Here is a 23,115-nt window from a genome sequence, read left to right on the forward strand (position 1 = left end):
CGGTGCGCGAACTCCTGGCGAAGCACCGTGAGCTGGTCCGTTTCGCCCTGGTCGGCGGCACGAGCTTCGTCATCACGCTGACGATCACGTACGTCCTGAAGTTCACCGTGCTGCGGACTCATCCGGTCACGGCGCTGATCGTCGGTGTGCTGATCGCCACGATCTTTTCCTACGTCGCGAACCGCGAATGGTCGTTCCGCACCCGCGGCGGCCGCGAGCGCGCGCACGAGGCCGCGCTGTTCTTCCTGATCAGCGGGGTCGCGCTGGGGCTGAACGCGTTGCCGCAGTGGGTTTCGCGGTACGTGCTGCAGCTGCAGGTGCCGCACGTGAGCCTGGTCGGGCAAGAGGTCGCCGACTTCGTGAGCGGGATGATTCTGGGCACCTTGCTGGGGACGCTGTTCCGCTGGTGGGCGTTCAAGAAGTGGGTGTTTCCTACGGAGGGCGCCCGGCCGGAATCAGCGCGGAACGACAATCCGGATATTCCGGACCGTAAGGCCGCCTGACACCGGGCGTGACCTCGAATTCTCTAGACTGCGATACGTGACCGTCGTCGAAACCGTGCTCGCCCGCACGCCCGAGCCATTGCGCTCCGTGCTCGTGAAGCACCGGGAGCTGCTGAAGTTCGCGATCGTGGGCGGCACGACCTTCCTGGTCGACAACGGCGTCTGGTACTTCCTGAAGCTCAGCGTGCTGGAGTCGAAACCGACCACGGCGAAGGCGATCGCGATCATCGTCGCGACGATCGTGTCGTACGTGCTCAACCGCGAATGGTCGTTCCGCACCCGCGGCGGCCGCGAACGCGCCCACGAGGCGACCCTGTTCTTCCTGATCAGCGGGGTCGCGGTGGTGGTGAACCTCATTCCGCTGCTGATCTCGCGCTACTGGCTGCACCTGGAAGTGCCGAACGTGTCGCGGTTCGTGCAGGAAGTCGCGGACTTCGCGAGCGGGTCGATCATCGGCATGCTGCTCGCGATGGTGTTCCGGTTCTGGGGATTCAAGAAGTGGGTGTTCCCGGATGAGCTGGGGGAACGGCGCAAGGACGGGGTGACCCGGATTCCCCGGTGACCCGGCTGGCACTGTTCGACCACGACACGCTGACCGATCTCAGCGGCGTGTTTTCCCGCTGGGCGACGGAATTCGTGATACAGCACCGGCTTCCAAAGGTCAGCAACCGCATCGCGTAGCAGTGGATCCGCCGGAAGCCGTCCAGATCCTCAGCGAGGAACCGGCTCCGAGGGCCACTGCAATTCTCCCACGTCGTCCGGGCGCGGCACCTTCAAGAAGAGACTGAAAATCGCCGGACGCTTGTTCGACAGTTCCAGTCGTCCGCCGTCCGCTTCGACCAGAGCGCGGGCCAGAGCCAATCCCACCCCGGTCGAACCTCCGCCGGAAAAACCGCGTTCGAAAATGTGCGGCGCGATTTCGTCCGGCACCCCGGATCCGGTGTCCGCGACCTCGATCACCACAGTTCCCTCGGCATCGCCGCGGCGGGCCGACAGCGTGACCGTTCCCGCGCCGTGGCGGAGGGCGTTGTCCAGCAGCACTCCGATCACCTCGCGCAGCCGCGCCGGAGTCACGCGCACCATCAAGCCGTCCGCGACCTTCAGCCGCAGGTTCCGGCCCTCGACCCGCAGCAGCTGACGCCATTCCTCCGCGACCGCCGGCAGCGCCACCGGCAGGTCGACCGGCTCGGCATCTACCTCGCGCGCGGCACGGGCGGCGGCCAGCAGTTCGTCCAGGGCCTGGGCTAGCCGGTCCGCCTGTTCCTGCGCGGCCCGGGACTCCTCGACGACATCGGGGTCCTCATGTCCGGTCAGCGGCTCCAATCGGAGCTGCAGCGCGGTCAACCGGCTGCGCAGCTGGTGCGAGACGTCGCCGACCAGCTGCCGTTCCCGCTGCACGAGCTGCGCCAAGGCGGATCCCGACGTGTCCAGGGCCTCCGCGACCATGTCCAGCTCAGCTACTCGGTAGCGGCTCGGGTCCGGGCGGAAATCGCCGCCGCCCAGGCGGGACGCTCGGTCCGCGACGTGCCGGAGCGGTTTCGCCAAGCGGCGCGCGGTCACGGTCGCCACCACCGCGCCGGTGCCCACCGACAGCACCACCAGCAGCACGACCAGCAGGGTCACCTGCGTCTGCTTCGTGCGCACCGGACCGCTCGGGATCGCCAGCATCACCGTGCCGCTGCGCGCGGTCGGCACCGATTCGACCACCGGGTCCGGGCCGGGGTTCGCGCCGAGGTGTTTTTCGCTGAAGCCCTCGGCGCGCACGATCAGCATGCCGCCGTCGGGAACCCCGACCCGGAATTGCTCCAGGTCGATTTCCTGGCCGTTCGCGACCTGCGTGTCGACGGTCGCGGCGATGTTCCGCGCCCGTTCGGCCAGGCTTTCCCGGTTGAGGTTCTCCACCAGCCGCCACGCGGTGACGCCGAGCGGGATGCCCAGCACGGCCGCGGTGACCAGCACGGCGAGGAGGATCGCCAGCAGGATCCGGCGGCGCATGCTCATCGGCGGCGGCTACTCGACATTGAACCGGAACCCGACTCCGCGCACGGTCGCGATGCGCCGCTCAGCGTCGGAATGCGCCGGTTTCGCCTGCCTGCCCGCCGCCTCGTCGGCGGCGACCGCGAGTTTCCGGCGCAGCCAGGACATGTGCATGTCGAGCGTCTTCGACGTCTTGGACTCCAGGTCGTTCCACACCTCGGCGAGGATCTCGTCGCGGCTGACGACCTGCCCGGCCCGGCTCATCAGCACGCGCAGCAGCTCGAACTCCTTGTTCGCCAGCTGCACCTCGTGCGAGTCCACAGTGACCAGTCGCGCGCCGAGGTCCATCCGGACGCCGCCGGCCTCCAGCACCTCCGGCACCCGGCGGCGCAGCAGCGCGCGGATCCGGGCGAGCAGTTCGGCGAGCCGGAACGGCTTGGCCACGTAATCGTCCGCGCCCGCGTCGAGACCGACGACGAAGTCGACCTCGTCGGTGCGCGCGGTGAGCATCAGCACCGGCAGTTCGGTGCCGCTCGCGCGCAGTCTGCGGCACACCTCCAGCCCGTCCATCCCGGGCAGCCCGAGATCGAGCACGAGCAGGTCGACCCGGTGCGCGGCGGTCGCGGCCAGCACCGCCGGGCCGTCGGTGACGACCTCGATCTCGTACCCCTCCCGGTGCAGCGCGCGGGACAGCGGCTCGGCGATGGCCGGATCGTCTTCGGCAAGTAGGACCATGCTCACCTGGCCAACCTTACGGCGAACGGGCGTGAAACCATCGTGACCGTGCCTGCCTACTCGGATGACCTCGTTCTCGCCACCCGGCTGGCGGACGCCGCCGACGCGCTGACCACTGCCCGTTTCCGTGCGCTCGACCTCGCGGTGTCCGCGAAACCGGACCGCACGCCGGTGACCGACGCCGACACCGCCGTCGAGGACGCGATCCGCGAAATCCTCGCCGCCGAGCGGCCGGGCGACACCGTGGCGGGTGAGGAACGCGGCGGCTCGGCGGGCAGCGAAGGCCGGGCATGGGTGATCGACCCGATCGACGGGACCAAGAACTTCCTCCGCGGCGTCCCGGTGTGGGCGACGCTGATCGCGCTCGTCGAGGACGGCACGCCGGTAGTCGGCATGATCAGCGCGCCGTTGCTGGGCCGCCGCTGGTGGGCAGCTCGCGGCGAGGGTGCGCACCTGCGCGACGCGGCGGGCGAACGGCGCATGTCGGTGTCGAAGGTGGCGGCGCTCGGCGACGCCTATCTGTCCACGACGGACTTGAACAGCTGGACCGAGTACCACTCCCGCGAGAAGTACCTCGCGCTCACCGAGGCGTGCTGGGAATCCCGCGCGTTCGGCGATTTCTGGAGCCACTGCCTCGTCGCCGAGGGCGCGATGGACGTCGCCGCCGAGTGCGTCGTGAACCCGTGGGACGTCGCTGCCGCGCAGGTGATCGTCACCGAGGCGGGCGGCCGCTTCACCGATCTTTCCGGTGCGGAGACCTACGAGGGCGGCTCAGCGCTGTCCACGAACGGCCTGCTGCACGACGAAGCGCTGGCCGTCCTGCGCCGTCAGTGAGCGCCGGGCAGCACGCCGACCGCGCCGCGCGCCACCTGTGACCAGGTCAGCCTGCCGAAGAGGTAGTGGCAGGCGACCTGTTCGGAGGTGAACGCGGCCCAGTCGTAGCGGTTGCCCTGCTCGCGCCAGAACACTTCCCAGCCGCCGTCGGAGGTCGGCAGCAGGCACCACGTGTTGTCCGCTTCCCGGCCGATCGACACGACTTCCTCGGGCACGCCGATGACGTCCAGCCATCTGCGGATCGACTGGGCGTTCATCGTGCCTCCCGCGTGACGTCTGCCAAGAATCCCAGCGTGACCAGTTCGTCCGCGGAGAGCACCGCACGGTAGCGGATCCCGCCGCCCGGTCCGTCGAACCACTCCGCCGACGTGGCCTGCCACACCGGCATCGGCTTCAGCACGCGGTAACGGCGGTAGCCGGAACGCAGTGCGGCGGGCGGCAAAGCGCGCTCCGCGAACGGCGTGCCGTCGGGCGCGAACACGCGGCCGTAGTCGCTGCCGAAGCGGTCCAGCAGCGTGTTTTCCGGCAATACCACCGGGTTCGGCTCTTCGACGCAGCCCTCCGCCGGCGGCCACACATACTCGGCGCCGACGACGAACCGGCGCTCCCACTCGGGACCTTCCGGCGGCACATAGCCTTCGACGACTGCCTCGGGCGGCTCCGGATCTACCGGCGGCGCGGGCGAACGACGGAAGCCCTGCTTGACGTACCCGAGCACGGCGGTGTCGTCCAGCAGCGCCGATTCCGGATGGTCGAACAGCGGCCGCCGCACGCCCTCGGCGACCGCGACCCCGTCCGAGGGCAGCGGCAACTGCCGGTCCGGACGGTCCGAAGCCACCGGCAAATGCCCGAGCGGGAACATGTGCACCGCGAACAGCGCCAGCACGCTTTCCCGGTCTGTGCGCGGAGAACCGACCGGCGGACGGCTTTGCGCGGGCAGCACTCCGGTGCCCGAGGGCGGGGTGGGCACCTCGTCGAAGCCGCGTTCGAGCAGCCCGCCGTACTGGACGGGCACGCGCACCGGGCCGGTAGCGACGTCGGTGTCTGCCGGTTCGGGCTGGTCGGACACTGGCACCCTCTTCTCGGTCGTGCCGGCACCGGGTCGGACGCCTGCTCGCGGCGAAAGGTTCCGGGCGAGCGGGAAACCCACCTTATCGGGCGACGGGGATGCGCCGCCGCACCAACGCGCGGTCCAAGCCGCTTTTCGACCAGCCCAGCGGTTCGCCGTCGACGATTGCCCGCGGCCCCAACGGTTTCCCGTCGGCCCTCGCCCGGGCAATGGCCCCGTCTGCCCGCTGAGCGGGACGACTTCGGGAGCGTTATCCGGCCAGCGCGTTCACGACCCGCGACGGCGACGGACGGCCCAGCTGCCCGGCCATCCACACGCTGGTCTCCACCAGCTTGCCGAGGTCGACGCCGTGCTCCACGCCGAGTCCTTCCAGCAGCCAGACCAGGTCCTCGGTCGCCAGATTGCCGGTCGCGGACTCGGCGTACGGGCAGCCGCCGAGGCCGCCGGCCGACGAGTCCACTGTGGACACACCAGCGCGCAGCGCGGCCTCGGTGTTGGCCAGCGCCTGGCCGTAGGTGTCGTGGAAGTGCACGGCGAGGGCCGAGGTGTCCCCGAACGCCTCGATCAGCCGGGTGACCTGGTTCGTGGTGGCGACGCCGATGGTGTCGCCGAGCGAGAGCTGCGAGCAGCCGAAGTCGAGCAGCCGCTTGCCCGCCCGCACGACCTGCTCCACGTCGACCACGCCCTCCCACGGGTCGCCGAAGCACATCGACAGGTAGCCGCGGACCTCGAGGCCCTCCTTGCGAGCCCGGGCGACCACCGGTTCGAACATGCCGAACTGGTCGTCGAACGTCGAGTTCAGGTTGCGCTGGGCGAAGGTCTCGGTGGCGCTGGCAAAGATCGCGATGTGGTCGACGCCCGCTTCGAGCGCGCGGTTGAGGCCGCGGTCGTTCGGCACCAGCACCGGGTAGCGGACGCCGTCGTGGCGGTCGAGCCCGGCGAGCAGCTGTTCGGCGTCGGCGAGCTGCGGCACCCACTTCGGGTGCACGAAGCTGGTCGCCTCGAGGGTGGTCAGCCCGGCGCCGGCGAGCCGGTCCAGGAATTCGAGCTTGACCTCGACCGGCACGACCGAGCTCTCGTTCTGCAGCCCGTCGCGCGCCCCGACCTCCCAGATCTCGACCCGCGGCGGCAGCCCGCCCGCGGGGACCCGTTCCGGCAGGCCGACCTCTCGAGCACCCACGTCAGCGTCTCCTTCCGCGCGGTTCCCGGCCGCGCGGGGGCAGAGGTTCGGTGTCCTGCGGACCGGGCGCGCCGTGGTAGTCGTCGTAGGGATTGTCGTTGACTTCGCGGTAAATGACCGTATGCACGTGCTCGACGTGGGGAATGTCATCGAAGCGCAGCGGCTCGTCCGAGGCCGATTCGATGATGAGGGTGCCGCAGCCGAAGATCCGGTCGAGCAGGCCGTGCTCGAACTGCACGCTGTTGATCCGCGACAGCGGGATGTCGATGCCGGTGCGCTTGAGCACGCCCTCGCGCGCGATCAGCCGGTCGGTGGTCACGATGAAGTGCGTCGTGCGCCAGCGGACCAGCGGCGCGAGGAACAGCCACACCACGAAGAGCAGCGCCACCACGGCGACCGCGATCATCGTGATGTTGTTCCACGGCCCGGCGAAGTCCTGGGCGACCACGAGCAGCCACACCGCCGCGCCGACGGTGATCACGAACGCCAGGAACGGGAAGATCAGCATCTTGAAGTGCGGGTGGCTGTGCACCACCACGCGTTCGTTCTGGCTGAGCAAATCGTCCGGATAGGCCACGGCGGGCGCTCCCCTGCGAATGTGTGCCGGTGTGGTGGATCCACCGTACCGGCGCTGGGCTCGCTGAGGCGCGCCCGTTCCGGTCAAGCGGGGCGGACGTGCACCACATCGCCGGCGAAAACCGTCAGCCGCCGCCCGTCCGGCACGTCGACCTGCAACTGGCCGGACGCGTCTAGGTCCGCGGCGCGGCCGGTGAGCGTCGACCCGTCCGGCAGCTGCACCTGGACGTCCTGGCCGAGCGTCGCGCACCGGGCGCGGTAGTCGCCGAGCAGTCCGGCCTCGGTGAGGTCGCCGCCCGCCGTCCGCCAGCGGCGTTCGAGGTCGTCGAGCCTGGTCAGCAGGCCGAGCGCGACCTCGGTGCGGTCGGTGGTCGTCGCGCCCTGCTCGGCGAGCGAGGTCGCGGGCAGACCGCCCGGACCGGCCGGGACGTCGTCGCTGAGCGGCAGGACGTTCAGCCCGATGCCGAGCACCACCGCCGATTCGCCGGCGCCGACCGCCTCGGCGAGGATGCCCGCGCACTTGGCCCGCTCCGGTCCGGCGAGCACGTCGTTAGGCCATTTGAGGGCGACGTCTACGCCCAAATCGGTGGCGAGCGCGTGCACCGCGAGCCCGGCGACCACGGACAGTGAACCGAGTGCGGAAAACGGCACGCCTGCCGGGCGCAGCGCGACGCTCAGGTACAACCCGCCCTTCGGCGAGCTCCACGAGCGAGCTCTCCGACCGACCCCCGCGGTCTGCTGTTCAGCCAGCAAAACCGTCCGGTCTTCCGCTCCTCCGACGAGGGCTTCCCGCAGGTCAGCGTTGGTGGAACCGGTCGTCTCCACGACGTCGAGGCGGGCGTAGCGGCCGCCGAGTCCGTCCCGCAGCCGCGCCGCGTCGAGTTCAGCCATGTGCTCACAATATGAGAGTCCCCCTAACGTGCAAGCCACTCGCTCGTTACCTAGAGGTGCGCTCTTCTAGATTGGACGCCGTGACGCCGGAGACCCCCACCGCCGACGAGCCGCCGAAGCCCAGCTGGGCTCGGGGCGCGCTGTACCGTGGCCTCGTGGCGTTGCCGCTGGTCGCCGGGCTCGCCACCGCGGGCTGGCTGGTGGCCGGACGCGACCAGCCCGCCCCTGTTCCCGCGCAAGCCGCGCTGACCGCGCCGTCCCCCGCGAAGACCGTCAGCGGTCCGTCGGTGCTGCAGGCGAGCGCTCCGGTGCAAGCGCAGGAACCGGCGCAGGGCGCGGCTGGCGGAGGCGGTGGTCCGGCCCCGCTGCAGAAGTGGGCGGATTCGCTCGCCGGGCCGCTGGACATCCCGGCCCCCGTGCTGCTCGGGTACGCCAATGGCGAGCTGGCGATGCGCAAGGAGCGCCCGGACTGCCACCTGTCGTGGGTCACGCTGGCGGGCCTCGGCGTCGCCGGCAACAACCACGGCCGCGGCGACGGCGAGCCGATGGGGCTTTCGGCGCAGCAGTGGAAGAAGTACGGCGCGGAGATCCCGGGCATCGCGAACCCGGCGCTGTCCGACCCGTCGGCCGCGTCCGTCGCCGCGGGCCGCGCGCTGTGCGCGAGCGGCGTCGACCTCTCGGCGGGCAATGGCTGGTGGAAGGCCGTGGCCGGTTACGAGAACGGCAGCGGCATGGAGCTGTTCCGGCAGCGAGTGCTCGGCTACGCCCAGCTGTACGCGACCCTTTCTCTGGACCCGACGAAGGCGAACGCGCCTTCGGTGCGTGCCACGCGGTTCGCACTGGGACAGCTCGGCCTGCCGTACGTGTGGGGCGGCAACGGACCCGACGCGGGCGCGGCCGGGTTCGACTGCTCGGGTCTCACCAAGGCTTCCTACGAGAGCGCCGGTATTTCCTTGCCGCGCACGGCGGACAGCCAGTTCCGCGCGGTGCCGCCGGTTCCGGCCGGGCAGGAACCGCAGCTGGGCGATCTCGTCTTCTACGGCAGCCCGGCGGCCGGCATCCACCACGTGGGGCTGTACCTCGGGAACGGCCTGATGATCAACGCGCCGACCGAGGGACAGGCGATTCAGATCCACACCTTCCACCGGCCGGGCGACGACTACGCCGGAGCTGGGCATCCGGCGAACTGACGGCTAGCCACAGGACCAGCGACGAGATTTCCGTTTTCGCCCGCAGCGCCCGTATGCCGCTTATGCTCCGGTCTGTTCTTCCTGACCGGAAAGGCATGCCGTGTCCGCTCGTATGCGCCCTTTCTTCGGGCCGTGTGAGAAGACGATGTCGATGTCGTTCAAGATGCTCTCCGACACGCAGAAGCAGGCCATGCTGACCGCGAGTGTCGACCGGTCCAAGATCAAGGACGGGCCGACAAGATCGAGATTCCGGCGAGTGCGGTGAAGGCGTCCGTCAAGTTCGCCAAAAGCGACATCGGCGACGTGGTTATGGAGAAGCGCGGCGGCAAATAGTACGTAGTCGGCTGACCCAATGCGCGGCACCGGCTCGGCGGGCCACTTCGGCGGCCTTGCGGTAGTGCTCCTCGGGCGGCCGTCCCAACCGGACAGCCAATTCGCCCAAGTAATAAGCGACCGGGCCCAGCGTCACCACGCCTGAACCAGCACCGGCCAGTTCGTTCTCCGCCGGGGCTAAGCGCGCATACAACTCGCGTGCGTCTCCGGTCGAGGCGGTGAGGCACGCGCGCAGTTCGAGGAACAGGTCCGGGCGATCCGGCGGCAATGTGAAGTCCACTGTGGACTCCAAGCCGTGCTGGACGTAAAGGCAATGCCGAGCGAGCGGCAGCAGGCCACGGTCCACTCCGGACATTCCGCTGCCGGACAGCCGGGCCGCAGCACTGCGGTAGGCGGCTTCCGCGGCAGCGACCGGACCGGTGACGGCCAAACGGAGCGCGCGGTACCAGTCGGTGAAGACGCTGACGAGCGGGAGGTCGTACTGCTCCCCCAGCCGATCGGCCGCGGCCGCGTGGGTGTCGGCAGCGGCGAAGTCCGCGAGCGCTGACTGGGCCTGCATCAGCACCAGGTGACCGAGCACCTCGAACGTCACCAGCCGGTGCCGGGCAGCCAGTTCGACCAGTTCCTCGCCGATCCGGGCGCGCTCCGGGGCCAGGCCGGCGCGGGTGAAGGTCTGTGTCCAGCGTGCGTTCAACGCCAGCGCCAGCAGCGCCGGATCCCCGGCGGACCGCGCCAGTTTCTCCGCTTCGACGGCCGCGTCGTGGGCGCGTTGACCGCCTTCGCTGCGCAGCTCCAACGCGATGGTCGCCAGCAGCCGCGCGCGGACGAGCGGATCGGTGGTGTGGACGCGTTCGGCGGCGTCGGCGATGCGACGGGCCAGCGCGGGGTCGTCGTTCTCGGTCCAGATTCCCGGCACGTCGAACGCGGTCAACACCCGGATGGTCAACGCGGAATCGTCGCCGGCGAGGTCCAACGCTTCGGCTCGGTAGCGGCGCGCGGCGGCCAAGGAGCCGGTAACCGCGGAAGTCCGGGCGACGCCCATCAGCAACTCCACAGTACGCGGGCCTTGCGCCAGCGCGGCTTGCCAGAGCCGAAGTGCCTCGTGGGGCGCGAAATCCCGTTCGGCCCGTTCGGCGGCAGCCTGCGCGTAGGCAGTGCCGCGGTCGTCTCCGGCAAGCAGGAAATGGTGAGCCAGCAAGGAAATCTCGGACGGCCGCCGGCTCGCCAAAGCCTCGCCGACTTCACGGTGCAGCTGCGCGCGCCGGGCCAGCGAAAGATCGTCGTAGACGGCGTCGCGGACGAGCGAATGCGCGAACCGGAACGCCCGTGGGCCGCTTTCGACCAGAAACCCTGCCTGCACAGCGGTTTCCAGCTCGTCGAGGACGTCGCCGAGCAGGCCGAGGTCGACGTCCGAACCGATCACGGCGGCTTTTCCGAGCACCGCGCGCACGTGGTCGGGCAACGCGGCGATGCGGTTCCGAACCACGTCGCGCACTCCGTCCGGAAGATCGCCTTCGGCATCCAGCGCGCGGGCGAGTTCCTTGACGAAGAACGGATTTCCGCCGGTCCGCCGATGAATCACCGCAGCGGACTCGGCACCGACCAGCTCGGCGACCGCCTCGACCGAAAGCCCGCTCAGATACAGCCGAATCGGGTCGGCGCGCGCGAGCCTGCCCAACGCCGCAGTCAGTTCCGCGGAGACTTCGGTGGTCCGATACGTCGCGATTAACAGCACCGGAGCCGCGGTCATCGACGTCAGCAGTGCCAGGGTTTCCTCGCCAGCCCAATGCACATCGTCGAGCACGAGCAGCAGCGGACCCCGGCTCGCCACCTCGGCGATCCGCGCGGTCATCGCCTGATGCCACTCGAACCGCGCCACCGCCGGATCGCCACCTGCCGGCCGCGGCGGGACCGGTTCGCCCAGCGCGGCGAGGATCCGCGTCCACGGCCAGGCTGGTGGCACCCCGGCACCGTCCGGATTCACACCCCACGCGGTGGTCCAGCCGAGCCGCGCGGCGAATTCCTCAACCAGCGCCGTCTTGCCCGCACCCGCCTCGCCGGACACCAGCACGAGCTGGAATCGCTTGCGGTCAGCCACTTCCGCCGCGGCCTCGGCGAGCCGTGCCAGCTCCGCATCTCGCCCGGCCAACCGCCGGGGAACGGACGGTGCCAGCTGCGGAGCCTGCGCGAGGATGTCCTGCTCCACCTGCCGCAACGCCGGACCAGGATCGACCCCCAGTTCCGCCGCCAACCCGGCCCGCGCGCGACGGAGCGCGGCCAGCGCGTCCCCCTGACGTCCAGCTCGGTACAGCGCGAGCGCCAGCAACCGCCACGCTTCCTCGCGCAGCGGATGAGCGTCCACAAGGGACTCCAGATCCGGCGCCGCTTCGGCGGCACGGCCGAGGTCCAGCAGACCGGCCGCCCGGCGTTCCAGCGCGAGCAACCGCAGTTCGTCGAGCCGAGCGCGTTCGGCACGCGCCCACGGCTCGTCGGCGAACTCCGCGTACGGTTCGCCCCGCCACCAGCCGAGCGCCTCGTCCAGTTGCGCGACCGACGGCGTCCCCCTCAGCAATGCCTCGAACCGCCACGCGTCGACCTGCTCCGGTTCGGCGCGCAGCGCATACCCCGGACCCGCGGTGACCAGCAGCTTCGCGGGTGTCCGCGGCGGGCGGTCCGGTTCGAGCGAACGCCGCAGAGCGCCGACGAAGGTCTGCACCGCGCCGACCGCGCCCGCCCGCGGCTCGGTCCACAACGCGTCGACCAGCGCGTCCGTCGAAACCACCTGCCCGCGCGCGACGAGCAGGCGCGCGAGCACCGCACGATGCCGCGGCCCGGGCAACGCCACCGGCCCGCGCGCGTCGCAGGCCGCCAAGGGGCCCAGCACGGAGAACGAGATGGTCATCAGTTCCGTACTGTAATCAGCTCGATCAGCTCGGTCGTTGCTGATCGATTGCTGATCGGCCCGGCGCACGCTGGGTCGCATGAACTTCGACTACCAGCGGGTCCCCGTCGCCGACGGCGTGTCCCTCAACGTGGCGGTCGCGGGCTCCGGCTCGCCCGTCGTCCTCCTGCACGGCTTCCCGCAGACCCACCTGATGTGGCGGCACGTCGCCGCCGACCTCGCCGCCGACCACACCGTGCTGTGCCCCGACCTGCGCGGCTACGGCGACAGCGACAAGCCCGCCGACGACGGCGAGACCTACTCGAAGCGCACCATGGCCGCCGATGTCGTCGCCCTCGCGCGCGCCTTCGGACACGAGAAGTTCGCGCTCGCCGGGCACGACCGCGGCGCGCTCGTCGCGATCCGCGCCGGCCTCGACCACCCGGACCACGTGTCCCACCTGGCCATCCTCGACGTCCTGCCGACGCTGGACATGTGGGACGTGCTGCACGGCGTCAGCGCCTCCGTGGCCTTCCACCTCTACCTGATGGCGCAGCCGCCCGGCCTGCCCGAGCAGCTGATCAGCGGCGCACCGGACGCGTTCTTCAGCTACTTCCTCGACCAGTGGGGCGCCGACCCCGAGGCCATCCCGGCCGACATCCGCGCCCGGTACCTCGAGGCGAGCCGGAACGCGGTCCCGTCGATCGTCGCCGACTACCGCGCCTCCGCGGGCATCGACGTCGAGCACGACCGCGCCGACCGGGAGGCGGGCAACCAGCTGAAGATGCCCACCACCGTGGTCCAGCAGGATTGGGGCGTCGCGCTCGGCTACGACGCGGTCGCGCTCTGGCGCGCGTGGGCACCGGACCTTGTGCACGAAACCGTGCACAGTGGACATTTCATGGCCGAGACTTCCCCTGGCAGCGTTACGAAATCACTGCGGGACCTGCTTGCCCGCTGACCCGCCGAAAGTCGTGCCCCGGACGAGTGGTCGCCAGTTATTCACCCACCGGCAGCTCTCCGGGGCGCCTTCTCCGTGGCACGGTCTATGCCGCTCCCACCTGAGCGCATTTCCCGACCGGCCTTGGAGGACCTGTGTTCCGCAAGCGGATCGTGGCCGCCGTCGCGACGGCGATTCTCGGTGCGGCGACCGCCGCCCAACCCGCCTCAGCAGCGGCGTCCGTGCCTGCCTTCGACCACGTCGTGCTCGTGATGTTCGAGAACGAGTCGTCGACCTCGATCGACTCGACCACCGCGCCCTACTTCGCGTCGCTCGCCGCGCAGGGCGCGAACTTCACCGACTCCCACGCAATCACTCACCCGAGCCAGCCGAACTACGTCGCGCTGTTCTCGGGCGACACCCAGGGCGTCACCGACGACACGTGCCCGCAGAACCTCGGCAACGTGGACAATCTCGGCTCGCAGCTCATCGGCGCCGGGAAGACCTTCACCGGCTACTCGGAGTCCATGCCGTCCGACGGCTACACCGGCTGCTCCTCCGGCGAGTACCGGCGCAAGCACAACAGCTGGGTCGACTTCTCGAACGTGCCCGCGTCGAGCAACCTGCGCTACTCGAGCTTCCCGACGGACTACTCGCAGCTGCCCAGCGTGGCGTTCGTGACCCCGAACATGTGCAACGACATGCACGACTGTTCGGTCGCCACCGGTGACACCTGGCTGAAGAACAACCTCGACGGCTACGCACAGTGGGCCAAGACGCACAACAGCCTGCTGATCGTGACGTTCGACGAGGACGAAGGCACCTCGACGAACCAGATCTACACGTCGTTCACCGGCGCGCACGTGAAGCAAGGCGACTACTCCGAGACGATCAACCACTACACCGTGCTGCGCACCATGGAGGCCGCCAACGGTCTCCCCGGTCTCGGCAACGCGGCGAGCGAGACGCCGATCACCGACGCCTGGCAGTGACGCGCGCCGGTCGCGGCCGCCTCGCCGGGGCCGCGACCGGGGTGCGCCCCGCAGTGCCGAACTGGAATGTCAGACTTGTCCGACCAGCGGATCTGACAACCAGGGAGAGCAATGGGCGACGGGCCATCTGCCGCCGAGGTGCTCTCCGCGGAGCTGGCCGCGCTGCGCGCGCGGGCCGGGAATCCCTCGTTCCGCAAAATGGCCGACCGGTCCGGGCGGATCTCGCACACCACGCTGCACGAGGCGGTCCGCGGCACCCGGTTCCCATCGTGGGACACCACGCGCGAGTTCGTCCGGGCGTGCGACGCCGACGAACAGCAGTGGCGGCGGCGCTGGGAAGAGCTGAAGGGCGTGCCGCCGGAACCCGCGGCTCCGGAGAACACTGCCGGCGAACCCGCTGACGTCGCGATCGTCAAGACTGCCGAGCCCACGGCGGAACCGGTGCTGATCAGCGCGGACCCGGTCGCCCCGGAGAAACCTCGGAGACGCCGCAAGTACGCGCTGGCCGCGGTCGCGTTCGTCGTCGTGCTCCTCGCCGCCGTCGCGGCGATCGTGGTGCCGAAGCTGACGAGCGGCAGCCTGGTCGACGTCGGTGCGCGCATCCCCGGCGACAACTCCAAGTTCCTCGGCGACGTGACCGTGCCCGACGGCACCGTGATCCACGTCGGCGAGACCGTCCAGAAGGTGTGGGAGCTGCAGAACACCGGCTCGGTGAGCTGGCATCAGCGGTACCTGCAGCGAATGGACCTGCCGCCGAGCCCCGGCTCGTGCCGCACCCCGGACCGGGTGCTGATCGGCGACACCCCGCCCGGCGACCACGTGATGGTGAGCGTCCCGCTGACCGCTTCGCCCGCGCCGGGACGCTGCTGGATCGGCTGGAAGATGGTCGACGCGAGCGGCAAGGAGTTCTTCTCGACCCGCCGTCCGGTGTATGTGCTGGTGACGGTCGTCTCCTGACGCGTGTCAGATTCTGTAAGACCCGGTCGCCGGGGTACCGAACACCCCGTCCGCTCGCCAGGATGAGTACCGCTGGGGGTCGGTCCGTGGCAGCTGCGAACAGCGCTGCCACGGACCGCCGAGTTCACGCCGGGCGGCGGAAGGTCGTCCGGTAGGCGCTCGGCGAAACCCCGAGCGCGGCCTGCAGGTGCTGGCGCAGCGACGCCGCCGTCCCGAATCCGCACGCCGCCGCGACCCGGTCGACCGGCAGCTCCGACTCCTCCAGCAACTGCCGCGCGCGCTCCACTCGCTGCTGGGTCAGCCACTGCAGCGCAGACATCCCGACCTCGTCCCGGAACCTCCGGGTGAACGTCCGCGTGCTCATCGACTCGCGCGCGGCCAGGTCGCGCAGCGTGATCGGCTGGTCGAGGTTCTCCAGTGCCCATGCCCGCGCGGCCGAGGTGGACGACGACCGCGGCTCCGGCACCGGCCGGCGGATGAACTGGGCCTGCCCGCCCTCGCGATGCGGCGAAACGACCGTGCCGCGGGCGACCTCGTTGGCGACCGCCGCACCGAAGTCGCGCCGGATCATGTGCAGGCAGAGGTCGATGCCGGACGCGACGCCCGCCGAGGTGAAGACGTTGCCGTCCTCGGTGTAGAGCACGTCCGGGTCGAGCTGTACGCGCGGGTATTCGAGCTGGAACTCGCAGGCCGAGCGCCAGTGCGTGGTCGCGCGGCGGCCGTCGAGCAGGCCCATCGCGGCGAGCACGTACGCGCCGGTGCAGATCGAAGCGATCCGGCTGTCCGGGCGCACCAGGTTCATCGCGTGCTTCAGCTGCTCGGTCAGCTGCCGCCCGGTGGGCTCGTATTCGAGCGACGACGCGGGGACGATCACCGTATCGGCCTCGGCCACCGCCTCCGGACCCTGCCGGACCGGGATGGCGAAGTCCGAATCGGTGCGGATGTCGCCGGGCTCCGGCGTGCAGGTGACGACCTCGTACAACCGCTCGCCGTCGGCGGATCTGGCCTGGCCGAACAGCCGGTGGACGATGCCGAGCTCCATCACGAGCATGCCGTGCCGCACCAGCACCGCGACCTTGTGCCGCTCCGGATGACGAAAAACAGCCATGGCCCGATTCTTGCACAAGGTGGCCATCGGGCCACTGTTATGACCGTTTCGCCGGTTGCACCCTGGCCTCATGAACGTCTTGTGGATCTACGCCCATCCCGACCCCGCATCACTCAACGGCGCGCTTCGCGACGAGGGTGTCGCGACACTGCGGAATCTCGGCCATGACGTGCGCGAATCCGATCTCTACGCCATGCGCTGGAACCCGATCGTCGACGAGATCGCGACCGTGCCCGAGGACGTCCGGATCGAGCACGAGAAGCTCGACTGGGCGGACACGGTCGTCGTCCAGTTCCCGCTCTGGTGGGCGGACACGCCGGCCATCCTGAAGGGCTGGTTCGACCGCGTTTTCGTGCAGGGATACGGCTACGACTACCGCGACGAAACCGGCCACACCCTGCGCTACGGCAACGGCGTGCTGGCCGGGAAACGCGCGATGGTCATCGTCACCGCCGGGGCGCACGAGGAGAGCCTCGGCCCGCGCGGCGCCCACGGTTCACTGGACGACCTGCTGTTCAACGTCCAGCACGGCACCCTTTTCTACACCGGCATGACGGTACTGCCGCCGCTCAATGTGACCGGCACGAACCGGATGACGCCGGAGAAGTACGACTGCGTCGTCGAGCAGCTGCGCAAACGTTTGCACTCCCTGGAAACGACCGATCCGCTGCCGTACCGGACCCAGGACGGCGGCGACTACGACCGTCGCCTCGTCCTGCTTCCCGAAGTCGCCCCAGGTCAGACTGGGTACGCGGCGCATCTGACGGCTTGACCCGTATATACCTCCGTGGTTATATACGGACATGGCGATTCTGCGAACCACTCCCGGCGGACGACCGAGCGTCACCCTCGAACGGACCCTGGCCCACCCGCCGGAGAAGGTGTGGCACGCGGTCACGTCGCCCGAGGAACTGGCGCACTGGTTTCCGGCCGCCGTCGCGCTGCCGGAAACCCCGGCGCCGGGCGGGAAGATCACGTTCACCTTCACCGAAACCGGGGACGTCAGCGAGGGCGAGATCCTCGGCTACCAGCCGCCGGAGGTCTTCGAGTTCACCTGGAACTCGGACCTGATCCGGATCGAGGTGTCCGCGGACGGGACGGGCAGCAAGCTCGCCTTCACGCACGTCTTCAACCGGAACGAACCGGACATCGCCCTGCTCGGCGCCGGACGGCACGTCACCGGCTGGGTCGCCTGCCTCGATTCCCTCGAAGCCGCGCTGGACGGCCGGACGCCGGAAATGCCGTCCGACTGGCACGCGCGGATGGTGCACTACATCGAGGAATTCGGGCTGGAGGACGGCGAAGTCCTGGACGACGGCACGATCCGGTTCCGCCGCGACCTGGTGTGGCCGCCGGTCGAGGACGTCTGGAAGCGGCTGCCCCAGCCGGAGGACGGCGCGCAGGTGCTGGAGTCGCGATCGCCGGAGGTGCTGGCCTACACCTGGCTGCACGACGGGAAACCGGCCGGGCGCGTGCGGTGGGAAGTGACCGCGGATCCGCTGGACGGTGTTCGAGTGGAGCTGACGCAGACCGTCCCCGCGGAACTGAGGGATCAGCTGCCGGACTTGCTGACCGCACGGCACGAGCAGCTGAACGCGTTGTTCGCCGGGACCTTCGGGGTGGAGCTGGAGCCGTGGTCGGCGGAGCGGAAGGCCGAGGTCAGGCAGCGGTACAGCTCGTGAGTGTTTATGCCGGTTCTAACCGGGATTAGCACTCACGACACCCTCTACCCCAGCGCGGTGTTGTACGGCGAAAACCGCACCTCGGCCGGGCCCGGCACCGCTTTGCCGTGGAGCACCAGCCGCGGTGCTTGCCCGTGCACCGTCAGCCCGCGCGCCTCGCACCACGCTGACAGCTCCGGGAACCGGTGGTCGACGGCCAGCCGGAGGTCGCCGGACGTGGTGCGGGCGAGGCCGCGGATCAATGCGCGGGCCTGGCCCTCGTCCGCGGCCACCACCGGACCGATCACCAGCACTCCGCCTAGCACGGTGCCGAGCGCGTAGCCGTCGTCGGTCACGTGGACGTAGTCAGCCTCGAACAGCATGCGGTTCAACAACTCCCGCCGCGCGAACCCCTGCGCCGCACTGTCCAATTCGTACACTCGCGCCACGTCCGGCGGACCGATCGGCCGCGCCGCCGGACCGCCGTCGTCGGCGAACCGGCCGCGATGGTCGTTGCAGCCGCCGTCGAACTCGAAGCCCATCGATTCGTACAACGGACACGCGTTTTCCGTAGCGTGCAAGGACACGACGGCATCACCGGCTTCGTCGAGCGCCTGCACCATCACGCGACGGCCGAGTCCCTGCCGCGCGAATCGCTCCGCGACGACGACCATCGACACGGTCGCGGTCGGCCCGGTCCGGGTGAGGATCGCCGCCGCGGCGAGACCGCCGTCCGGGGCGTCGATGCCGAATCCGCGGCCGACGTCCAGAAGCATCGCCCATTTCCGTTCTTCGCGCGGCCATCCGCGCTCGGTTCCGAGGTCGAGGCAAGCGGACAGATCGGCAGGCCCGAGCGAGCGGACCGAGGCGTCGGCGAGCAGCACGCCGCCCACCCTAGGCCGGAGCGCGGCCGGGTTGGCCGGCTCGACGCCGAAAATTCAACTGCCTCCGGTTCCGGGCAAGCCAGAGGCCGCCCGACCACCAGGTCCCGCGATAGACACCATCGGGTACCCCGTCTACGTCGCGGACAACTCCGGCACCTGCAGCTCAACGGAGACCCCGTCGTCCCGCTCTCGCTGAGCGCCCAAGCCCCGGACCGGCTCGTCCTCGGCACGCTAGACGGTCGCGTACTGGTCTGCTCCGTGACCGGGAGGGAGTCCTACGCCACACGCGCGGCAACCGCGCAGTAGCTAAGCTCCGCCACATGAGCAGTGCGACGCAGCCGCTCGGGACGCCGCCCGAGGGAGAACCGGACATCCACACGACGGCCGGCAAGCTCGCGGATCTCTACCGCCGCTACGACGAGGCCGTGCACGCCGGCTCGGCGCGCGCGATCGAGAAACAGCACGCCAAGGGCAAGAAAACCGCCCGCGAGCGGATCGATCTGCTGCTCGACGAGGGCTCGTTCGTCGAACTGGACGAGCTGGCGCGGCACCGCTCCACGAACTTCGGGCTGGAGAAGAACCGCCCGTACGGCGACGGCGTCGTCACCGGGTACGGCACCGTCGACGGACGTCCGGTGTGCGTGTTCAGCCAGGACGTCACCGTGTTCGGCGGCGCGCTCGGCGAGGTCTACGGCGAGAAGATCGTCAAGGTGATGGACCTGGCGATCAAGACCGGCCGTCCGATCATCGGCATCAACGAGGGCGGCGGCGCGCGGATCCAGGAAGGCGTCGTGTCGCTCGGCCTGTACGGCGAGATCTTCCGCCGCAACACCATGGCCTCCGGCGTGATCCCGCAGATCTCGCTGATCATGGGCGCGAACGCGGGCGGGCACGTCTACTCCCCCGCGCTCACCGACTTCGTGGTGATGGTGGACGAGACGTCGCAGATGTTCATCACCGGACCGGACGTCGTGAAGACGGTGACCGGCGAGGACGTCACCTTCGAGGAGCTCGGCGGCGGGCGCACGCACAACACCAAGTCGGGCGTCGCGCACTACCTCGGTTCCGACGACGAGGACGCGATCGCCTACGTCAAGGAACTGCTCTCCTACCTGCCGCAGAACAATCTGTCCGAGCCGCCGGAGTTCGACGCGAACCAGCCGCCTGCCGGATTCTTCGAGAACGTCACCGACACCGACCGCGAGCTGGACACGCTCATCCCGGACTCGCCGAACACGCCGTACGACATGCACGAGGTCGTCACCCGGGTGCTCGACGACGGCGAGTTCCTCGAGGTCCACGAGCTGTTCGCGCCCAACATCCTGGTCGGTTTCGGCCGGGTCGACGGGCAGAGCGTCGGCGTCGTGGCGAACCAGCCGACGCAGTTCGCCGGCTGCCTCGACATCGACGCGTCCGAGAAGGCCGCCCGGTTCGTGCGGACCTGCGACGCGTTCAACATCCCGGTGCTGACCTTTGTGGACGTTCCCGGCTTCCTTCCCGGCACCGACCAGGAATGGAACGGCATCATCCGCCGCGGCGCGAAGCTGATCTACGCGTACGCGGAGGCGACCGTCCCGCTGATCACGGTGATCACGCGCAAGGCGTACGGCGGCGCGTACGACGTGATGGGCTCCAAGCACCTCGGCGCGGACGTCAATCTGGCCTGGCCGACCGCCCAGGTCGCGGTGATGGGTGCGCAGGGCGCGGCGAACATCGTCCACCGCAAGACGCTGGCCAACGCGGCCGCCGAAGGCAAGGACGTCGACGCACTGCGCGCGGACCTCATCCAGGAGTACGAGGACACGCTGCTCAACCCGTACGCGGCGGCTGAACGCGGCTACGTCGACTCGGTGATCGTGCCCGCGCACACCCGCGGCCACGTCGCCAAGGCGCTGAGCCTGCTGCGCACCAAGCGCGAATCGCTGCCGCCCAAGAAGCACGGCAACATCCCCCTGTGAGGTCGCGATGACGGACGCTCCCCTGCTCCGCGTGGTCCGCGGCAACCCGGACGACGCCGAACTCGCCGCGCTCACCGCGGTGGTGGTCAGTGCCGCTTCGGCGTCGGCACCCGCTCCGGCACCGCGTCGCACGTCGTGGTGGGGAGACCGGGCGGCTGCGGTGCACGCGCGGCTCGCGCCTGGTGACGGGGCCTGGCGCGCCTCGTCCTTGCCTCGCTGAAGTCCCCTTGGTGGTCCCGGCTCTGCTGCCGGGATCAACTTTTATGCCCACTTGCTAGACTCATTTTCTAAAGTTAGACACTGAGTCAAAGGGGTGGCGTGGACGCGGACGAGCACCTCATCCGGGAAACCGAGAAGATCGCCGTCGCGCTCGGCCGGATGTTCCCCGGATTGTGCGAGGTCGTACTGCACGACCTGCGGGATCCGGACCACGCGATCCGCGCGATCGAGAACAACCTGTCCGGCCGCGAGGTCGGCGATCCGGCCACCGAACTGGGACTGCAGCGGATCAGCGACCCGGATTACCCGAGCGTGCTGCAGAACTACGCGAACCAGTTCCCGGACGGGCGGCCAGTCAAAAGCACGTCGATCGGCATCAAGAACGCCGACGGCGACTACATCGCCGCGCTGTGCCTGAACCTCGACGTCTCAGTGCTCTCGCCGTTCACGCACACGCTGGCCAACCTGGTCGCCACCGATGCCGCGCAGCGCGGTTTCGTCGAAAACCTGCACTCGCGGACCTCGCGTGAGCTGAGGGAACTGATCGAGCGCACGGCCGCGGACCGCGGCGGCAGCCCGCGGTCCCTTTCCCGCGAAGCCAAACGTGACCTGGTCCGCCTGCTGCGCGACGAGGGGTACTTCGAATCCCGCGATGCCGCCCAGACCATCGCCGACCTGCTCGGAGTATCCCGGGCGACTGTCTACAACTATGCGAAAGGAGAGCGTCGATGAGCGACATCGTCCTGCGCGACAGTCCTGAACTGTCCGCTCCTGGCGGGCATTACTCGCACACCGCACAGGTCGGCGGGATGGCCTTCATCTCCGGACAGCTGCCCGTCACCAGCGACGGGACCCGATTGGTGAGCGAGCCGTTTTCCGTGCAGGCTCAGCAAGTCCTGGCCAATGTCGACGCGTGTCTCGCCGCCGCGGGCACGAGCCGGGACCGCCTGGTGTCGGTCACCGTGTACGTGACGGACATGGGCGACTGGCCGGAGTTCGACCGGATTTACCGTGCGTGGCTTGGCGATCATCGCCCGGCACGCGCGGTCGCCGGGGCGAGCACCCTCCACTTTGGAGCGAAGGCCGAGGTGCAGGCAATTGCCGCCGCCTGACGAAACCCTGGCTGATCCGGACACGCCGTTCGCCGTCGTCGAGCTCTCGCGAGCCCAGCGCAACGCCGAACGTCTCGCGCGCCGCATGCTCGACCTCGGCGTTTCGCTGCGCCCTCACACGAAAACAGCGAAGGCGCTGCCTGCCACCGCATTGATGCACGCCGGCAAGCCAGGCCCGATCACCGTGTCGACGCTGGCCGAAGCAGAAGCCTTCGCCGACAGCGGCTACACCGACATCACGTACGCAGTCGGCATCGATCCGCACAAACTCCCGCGCGTGATAGCGCTGCTGCGCCGCGGAATCACCGTGCGGGTGCTGCTAGACAGCGTCGCGCAAGCCTCAGCGGTAACCGCCGCAGCGCGCGAAGCCGGCTTACGCATTCCGTCGCTGATCGAGGTCGACTGCGATGGTCATCGTGGGGGCGTGTTGTCTGACGACCCCGCACTGCTCGCCATCGGACGACAGCTGCACGACTGTCTCGACGGTGTCCTCGTACACGCCGGTGAGTCCTACTTCGCAACAACCGCTGCCGCACAACGCGAAGCCGCCGCGCATGAACGAGACGTCGCTGTCGCAGCAGCACAGCGCCTTCGCGATGAAGGCCTGTACGCGGGCACAGTAAGCGTCGGCTCCACCCCGACCGCGCACGCAGCCGACGATCTCGCTGGCATCACCGAAGTCCGCGCCGGCAACTACATCTTCTTCGACCTGGTGATGGCTGGGCTGGGTGTCTGTCGCGTCGAAGACCTCGCGCTGTCGGTGGTCGTCACCGTGATCGGACACCGCCCCGAACGCGGCTGGATTCTCACCGACGGCGGCTGGATGGCGTTGTCGCGAGACCGGGGCACCGCGAACCAAGCCGTCGACCAGGGATACGGCCTGGTCGCCGACCTCGACGGCACCCTGCTGCCCGGTCTTGTGGTGACCGGCGCGAGCCAGGAACACGGAATCCTCACCGCCCGTGACGGCCATCCGCTGCCCGACCTGCCGATCGGTACCCGGCTGCGCGTTCTGCCCAACCACGCCTGCGCCACCGCGGCACAACACGCCAGCTACCGGATCGCGGAGAACGGCCACCTCACCGACACCTGGCAGCGGATCAGCGGCTGGTAAC

The 23,115-nt window shown here is 69.6% G+C and carries 25 protein-coding genes; 15 read left to right on the forward strand and 10 right to left on the reverse strand.

Going from position 1 to position 23,115, the window contains the following annotated elements; genetic code table 11:
• Nucleotides 1-2: 2 nt before the first annotated feature.
• Genes H5411_RS26295 through H5411_RS48550 form a run of 3 tightly spaced genes read left to right on the forward strand, consistent with a single transcriptional unit; the run spans nucleotide 3 to nucleotide 1,184 of the window.
• Entirely contained in the window at nucleotides 3-503 is a 501-nt protein-coding gene (locus tag H5411_RS26295; protein WP_183125345.1) for a GtrA family protein, read from the forward strand.
• 37 nt (nucleotides 504-540) lie between these two features.
• Nucleotides 541-1,065: a GtrA family protein gene (locus H5411_RS26300; protein WP_101435819.1), complete on the forward strand. Its 525-nt coding sequence runs from the start codon at nucleotides 541-543 to the stop codon at nucleotides 1,063-1,065.
• Complete coding sequence (locus H5411_RS48550; RefSeq protein ID WP_281377356.1) at nucleotides 1,062-1,184, forward strand: hypothetical protein; 123 nt, start codon at nucleotides 1,062-1,064, stop codon at nucleotides 1,182-1,184. The genes H5411_RS26300 and H5411_RS48550 overlap by 4 nt, the downstream gene beginning before the upstream one ends.
• A 30-nt stretch (nucleotides 1,185-1,214) precedes the next feature.
• Here H5411_RS48550 and H5411_RS26305 read toward each other — a convergent pair whose 3' ends face one another.
• Together H5411_RS26305 and H5411_RS26310 are read right to left on the reverse strand one after the other, a co-directional pair.
• Nucleotides 1,215-2,498: an ATP-binding protein gene (locus H5411_RS26305; protein WP_183125367.1), complete on the reverse strand. Its 1,284-nt coding sequence runs from the start codon at nucleotides 2,496-2,498 to the stop codon at nucleotides 1,215-1,217.
• Nucleotides 2,499-2,513: 15 nt separating this feature from the next.
• A complete protein-coding gene (locus H5411_RS26310) occupies nucleotides 2,514-3,215 on the reverse strand; it encodes a response regulator transcription factor (RefSeq protein ID WP_009072764.1) in 702 nt (233 codons plus the stop codon).
• A 42-nt stretch (nucleotides 3,216-3,257) separates the two neighbouring features.
• Between H5411_RS26310 and hisN the strand changes: the two genes are divergently transcribed.
• Nucleotides 3,258-4,049, forward strand: a complete 792-nt coding sequence (gene hisN / locus H5411_RS26315; protein WP_101435820.1) for a histidinol-phosphatase — start codon at nucleotides 3,258-3,260, stop codon at nucleotides 4,047-4,049.
• Here hisN and H5411_RS26320 read toward each other — a convergent pair.
• From H5411_RS26320 to H5411_RS26340, 5 genes are all read right to left on the reverse strand, one after another.
• Entirely contained in the window at nucleotides 4,043-4,306 is a 264-nt protein-coding gene (locus H5411_RS26320; protein ID WP_183125346.1) for a hypothetical protein, read from the reverse strand. The genes hisN and H5411_RS26320 overlap by 7 nt on opposite strands.
• A complete protein-coding gene (locus H5411_RS26325) occupies nucleotides 4,303-5,118 on the reverse strand; it encodes a TNT domain-containing protein (protein ID WP_312878614.1) in 816 nt (271 codons plus the stop codon). Before H5411_RS26325 ends, H5411_RS26320 begins: the two co-directional genes overlap by 4 nt.
• A 250-nt stretch (nucleotides 5,119-5,368) precedes the next feature.
• A complete protein-coding gene (locus H5411_RS26330) occupies nucleotides 5,369-6,298 on the reverse strand; it encodes a hydroxymethylglutaryl-CoA lyase (protein ID WP_101435823.1) in 930 nt (309 codons plus the stop codon).
• Nucleotide 6,299: 1 nt separating this feature from the next.
• The gene (locus tag H5411_RS26335; RefSeq protein WP_183125348.1) at nucleotides 6,300-6,875 is read right to left on the reverse strand and encodes a PH domain-containing protein; all 576 of its coding nucleotides are present in this window, start codon (nucleotides 6,873-6,875) and stop codon (nucleotides 6,300-6,302) included.
• Nucleotides 6,876-6,958: 83 nt separating this feature from the next.
• Nucleotides 6,959-7,765 carry a biotin--[acetyl-CoA-carboxylase] ligase gene (locus tag H5411_RS26340; protein WP_183125349.1) on the reverse strand — a complete coding sequence of 269 codons (807 nt, stop codon included), beginning with the start codon at nucleotides 7,763-7,765 and terminating at the stop codon, nucleotides 6,959-6,961.
• Between the two features lie 80 nt (nucleotides 7,766-7,845).
• On the opposite strand from H5411_RS26340, the gene H5411_RS26345 reads away from it, so the two are divergent.
• Nucleotides 7,846-8,955 (forward strand): C40 family peptidase, encoded by a 1,110-nt coding sequence (locus tag H5411_RS26345; protein WP_312878615.1) that lies wholly within the window; start codon nucleotides 7,846-7,848, stop codon nucleotides 8,953-8,955.
• A gap of 307 nt (nucleotides 8,956-9,262) precedes the next feature.
• Here H5411_RS26345 and H5411_RS26350 read toward each other — a convergent pair whose 3' ends face one another.
• Nucleotides 9,263-12,190, reverse strand: coding sequence for a BTAD domain-containing putative transcriptional regulator (locus H5411_RS26350; protein WP_183125351.1), 2,928 nt, complete (start codon nucleotides 12,188-12,190; stop codon nucleotides 9,263-9,265).
• Between the two features lie 79 nt (nucleotides 12,191-12,269).
• Between H5411_RS26350 and H5411_RS26355 the strand changes: the two genes are divergently transcribed.
• The 3 genes from H5411_RS26355 to H5411_RS26365 all read left to right on the forward strand — a co-directional run bounded on the left by H5411_RS26355 (nucleotide 12,270) and on the right by H5411_RS26365 (nucleotide 15,058).
• The gene (locus H5411_RS26355) at nucleotides 12,270-13,130 is read left to right on the forward strand and encodes an alpha/beta fold hydrolase (protein WP_183125352.1); all 861 of its coding nucleotides are present in this window, start codon (nucleotides 12,270-12,272) and stop codon (nucleotides 13,128-13,130) included.
• Between the two features lie 134 nt (nucleotides 13,131-13,264).
• Nucleotides 13,265-14,101, forward strand: coding sequence for an alkaline phosphatase family protein (locus H5411_RS26360; RefSeq protein ID WP_101435829.1), 837 nt, complete (start codon nucleotides 13,265-13,267; stop codon nucleotides 14,099-14,101).
• Between the two features lie 111 nt (nucleotides 14,102-14,212).
• Nucleotides 14,213-15,058, forward strand: a complete 846-nt coding sequence (locus H5411_RS26365) for an NBR1-Ig-like domain-containing protein (protein ID WP_183125353.1) — start codon at nucleotides 14,213-14,215, stop codon at nucleotides 15,056-15,058.
• A 124-nt stretch (nucleotides 15,059-15,182) separates the two neighbouring features.
• Here the strand turns inward: H5411_RS26365 and H5411_RS26370 are convergent, their stop codons facing one another.
• A complete protein-coding gene (locus H5411_RS26370; RefSeq protein WP_246369243.1) occupies nucleotides 15,183-16,166 on the reverse strand; it encodes a GlxA family transcriptional regulator in 984 nt (327 codons plus the stop codon).
• Nucleotides 16,167-16,236: 70 nt separating this feature from the next.
• On the opposite strand from H5411_RS26370, the gene H5411_RS26375 reads away from it, so the two are divergent.
• Both H5411_RS26375 and H5411_RS26380 read left to right on the forward strand, forming a co-directional pair.
• A complete protein-coding gene (locus tag H5411_RS26375) occupies nucleotides 16,237-16,938 on the forward strand; it encodes an NAD(P)H-dependent oxidoreductase (RefSeq protein WP_183125355.1) in 702 nt (233 codons plus the stop codon).
• A gap of 31 nt (nucleotides 16,939-16,969) precedes the next feature.
• Complete coding sequence (locus H5411_RS26380; protein WP_183125356.1) at nucleotides 16,970-17,848, forward strand: SRPBCC family protein; 879 nt, start codon at nucleotides 16,970-16,972, stop codon at nucleotides 17,846-17,848.
• 44 nt (nucleotides 17,849-17,892) lie between these two features.
• On the opposite strand, the gene H5411_RS26385 is transcribed toward H5411_RS26380, so the two are convergent.
• A complete protein-coding gene (locus H5411_RS26385) occupies nucleotides 17,893-18,711 on the reverse strand; it encodes a GNAT family N-acetyltransferase (protein ID WP_312878616.1) in 819 nt (272 codons plus the stop codon).
• Between the two features lie 320 nt (nucleotides 18,712-19,031).
• Between H5411_RS26385 and H5411_RS26390 the strand changes: the two genes are divergently transcribed.
• The 5 genes from H5411_RS26390 to H5411_RS26410 all read left to right on the forward strand — a co-directional run bounded on the left by H5411_RS26390 (nucleotide 19,032) and on the right by H5411_RS26410 (nucleotide 23,114).
• A complete protein-coding gene (locus H5411_RS26390; protein ID WP_037816034.1) occupies nucleotides 19,032-20,669 on the forward strand; it encodes an acyl-CoA carboxylase subunit beta in 1,638 nt (545 codons plus the stop codon).
• A gap of 7 nt (nucleotides 20,670-20,676) precedes the next feature.
• A complete protein-coding gene (locus tag H5411_RS26395) occupies nucleotides 20,677-20,889 on the forward strand; it encodes an acyl-CoA carboxylase subunit epsilon (protein WP_183125358.1) in 213 nt (70 codons plus the stop codon).
• 98 nt (nucleotides 20,890-20,987) lie between these two features.
• The gene (locus H5411_RS26400) at nucleotides 20,988-21,620 is read left to right on the forward strand and encodes a helix-turn-helix transcriptional regulator (RefSeq protein WP_312878617.1); all 633 of its coding nucleotides are present in this window, start codon (nucleotides 20,988-20,990) and stop codon (nucleotides 21,618-21,620) included.
• Nucleotides 21,617-22,000 carry a RidA family protein gene (locus tag H5411_RS26405; protein WP_183125359.1) on the forward strand — a complete coding sequence of 128 codons (384 nt, stop codon included), beginning with the start codon at nucleotides 21,617-21,619 and terminating at the stop codon, nucleotides 21,998-22,000. Before H5411_RS26400 ends, H5411_RS26405 begins: the two co-directional genes overlap by 4 nt.
• Entirely contained in the window at nucleotides 21,987-23,114 is a 1,128-nt protein-coding gene (locus H5411_RS26410) for an alanine racemase (RefSeq protein ID WP_246369245.1), read from the forward strand. Before H5411_RS26405 ends, H5411_RS26410 begins: the two co-directional genes overlap by 14 nt.
• The last annotated feature ends 1 nt before the right edge of the window (nucleotide 23,115 follow it).

The organism is Amycolatopsis echigonensis (genome assembly GCF_014174495.1).
In the GTDB taxonomy this organism is placed as follows: domain Bacteria; phylum Actinomycetota; class Actinomycetes; order Mycobacteriales; family Pseudonocardiaceae; genus Amycolatopsis; species Amycolatopsis echigonensis.

Coding starts and splice junctions, on each gene's coding strand:
- H5411_RS26305 (WP_183125367.1), bottom strand. CDS start 2,498: ATGCGCCGCCGGATCCTGCTGGCGATCCTCCTCGCCGTGCTGGTCACC.
- H5411_RS26310 (WP_009072764.1), bottom strand. CDS start 3,215: ATGGTCCTACTTGCCGAAGACGATCCGGCCATCGCCGAGCCGCTGTCC.
- H5411_RS26320 (WP_183125346.1), bottom strand. CDS start 4,306: ATGAACGCCCAGTCGATCCGCAGATGGCTGGACGTCATCGGCGTGCCC.
- H5411_RS26340 (WP_183125349.1), bottom strand. CDS start 7,765: ATGGCTGAACTCGACGCGGCGCGGCTGCGGGACGGACTCGGCGGCCGC.
- H5411_RS26350 (WP_183125351.1), bottom strand. CDS start 12,190: ATGACCATCTCGTTCTCCGTGCTGGGCCCCTTGGCGGCCTGCGACGCG.
- H5411_RS26355 (WP_183125352.1), top strand. CDS start 12,270: ATGAACTTCGACTACCAGCGGGTCCCCGTCGCCGACGGCGTGTCCCTC.
- H5411_RS26365 (WP_183125353.1), top strand. CDS start 14,213: ATGGGCGACGGGCCATCTGCCGCCGAGGTGCTCTCCGCGGAGCTGGCC.
- H5411_RS26370 (WP_246369243.1), bottom strand. CDS start 16,166: ATGGCTGTTTTTCGTCATCCGGAGCGGCACAAGGTCGCGGTGCTGGTG.
- H5411_RS26375 (WP_183125355.1), top strand. CDS start 16,237: ATGAACGTCTTGTGGATCTACGCCCATCCCGACCCCGCATCACTCAAC.
- H5411_RS26380 (WP_183125356.1), top strand. CDS start 16,970: ATGGCGATTCTGCGAACCACTCCCGGCGGACGACCGAGCGTCACCCTC.
- H5411_RS26390 (WP_037816034.1), top strand. CDS start 19,032: ATGAGCAGTGCGACGCAGCCGCTCGGGACGCCGCCCGAGGGAGAACCG.
- H5411_RS26395 (WP_183125358.1), top strand. CDS start 20,677: ATGACGGACGCTCCCCTGCTCCGCGTGGTCCGCGGCAACCCGGACGAC.
- H5411_RS26405 (WP_183125359.1), top strand. CDS start 21,617: ATGAGCGACATCGTCCTGCGCGACAGTCCTGAACTGTCCGCTCCTGGC.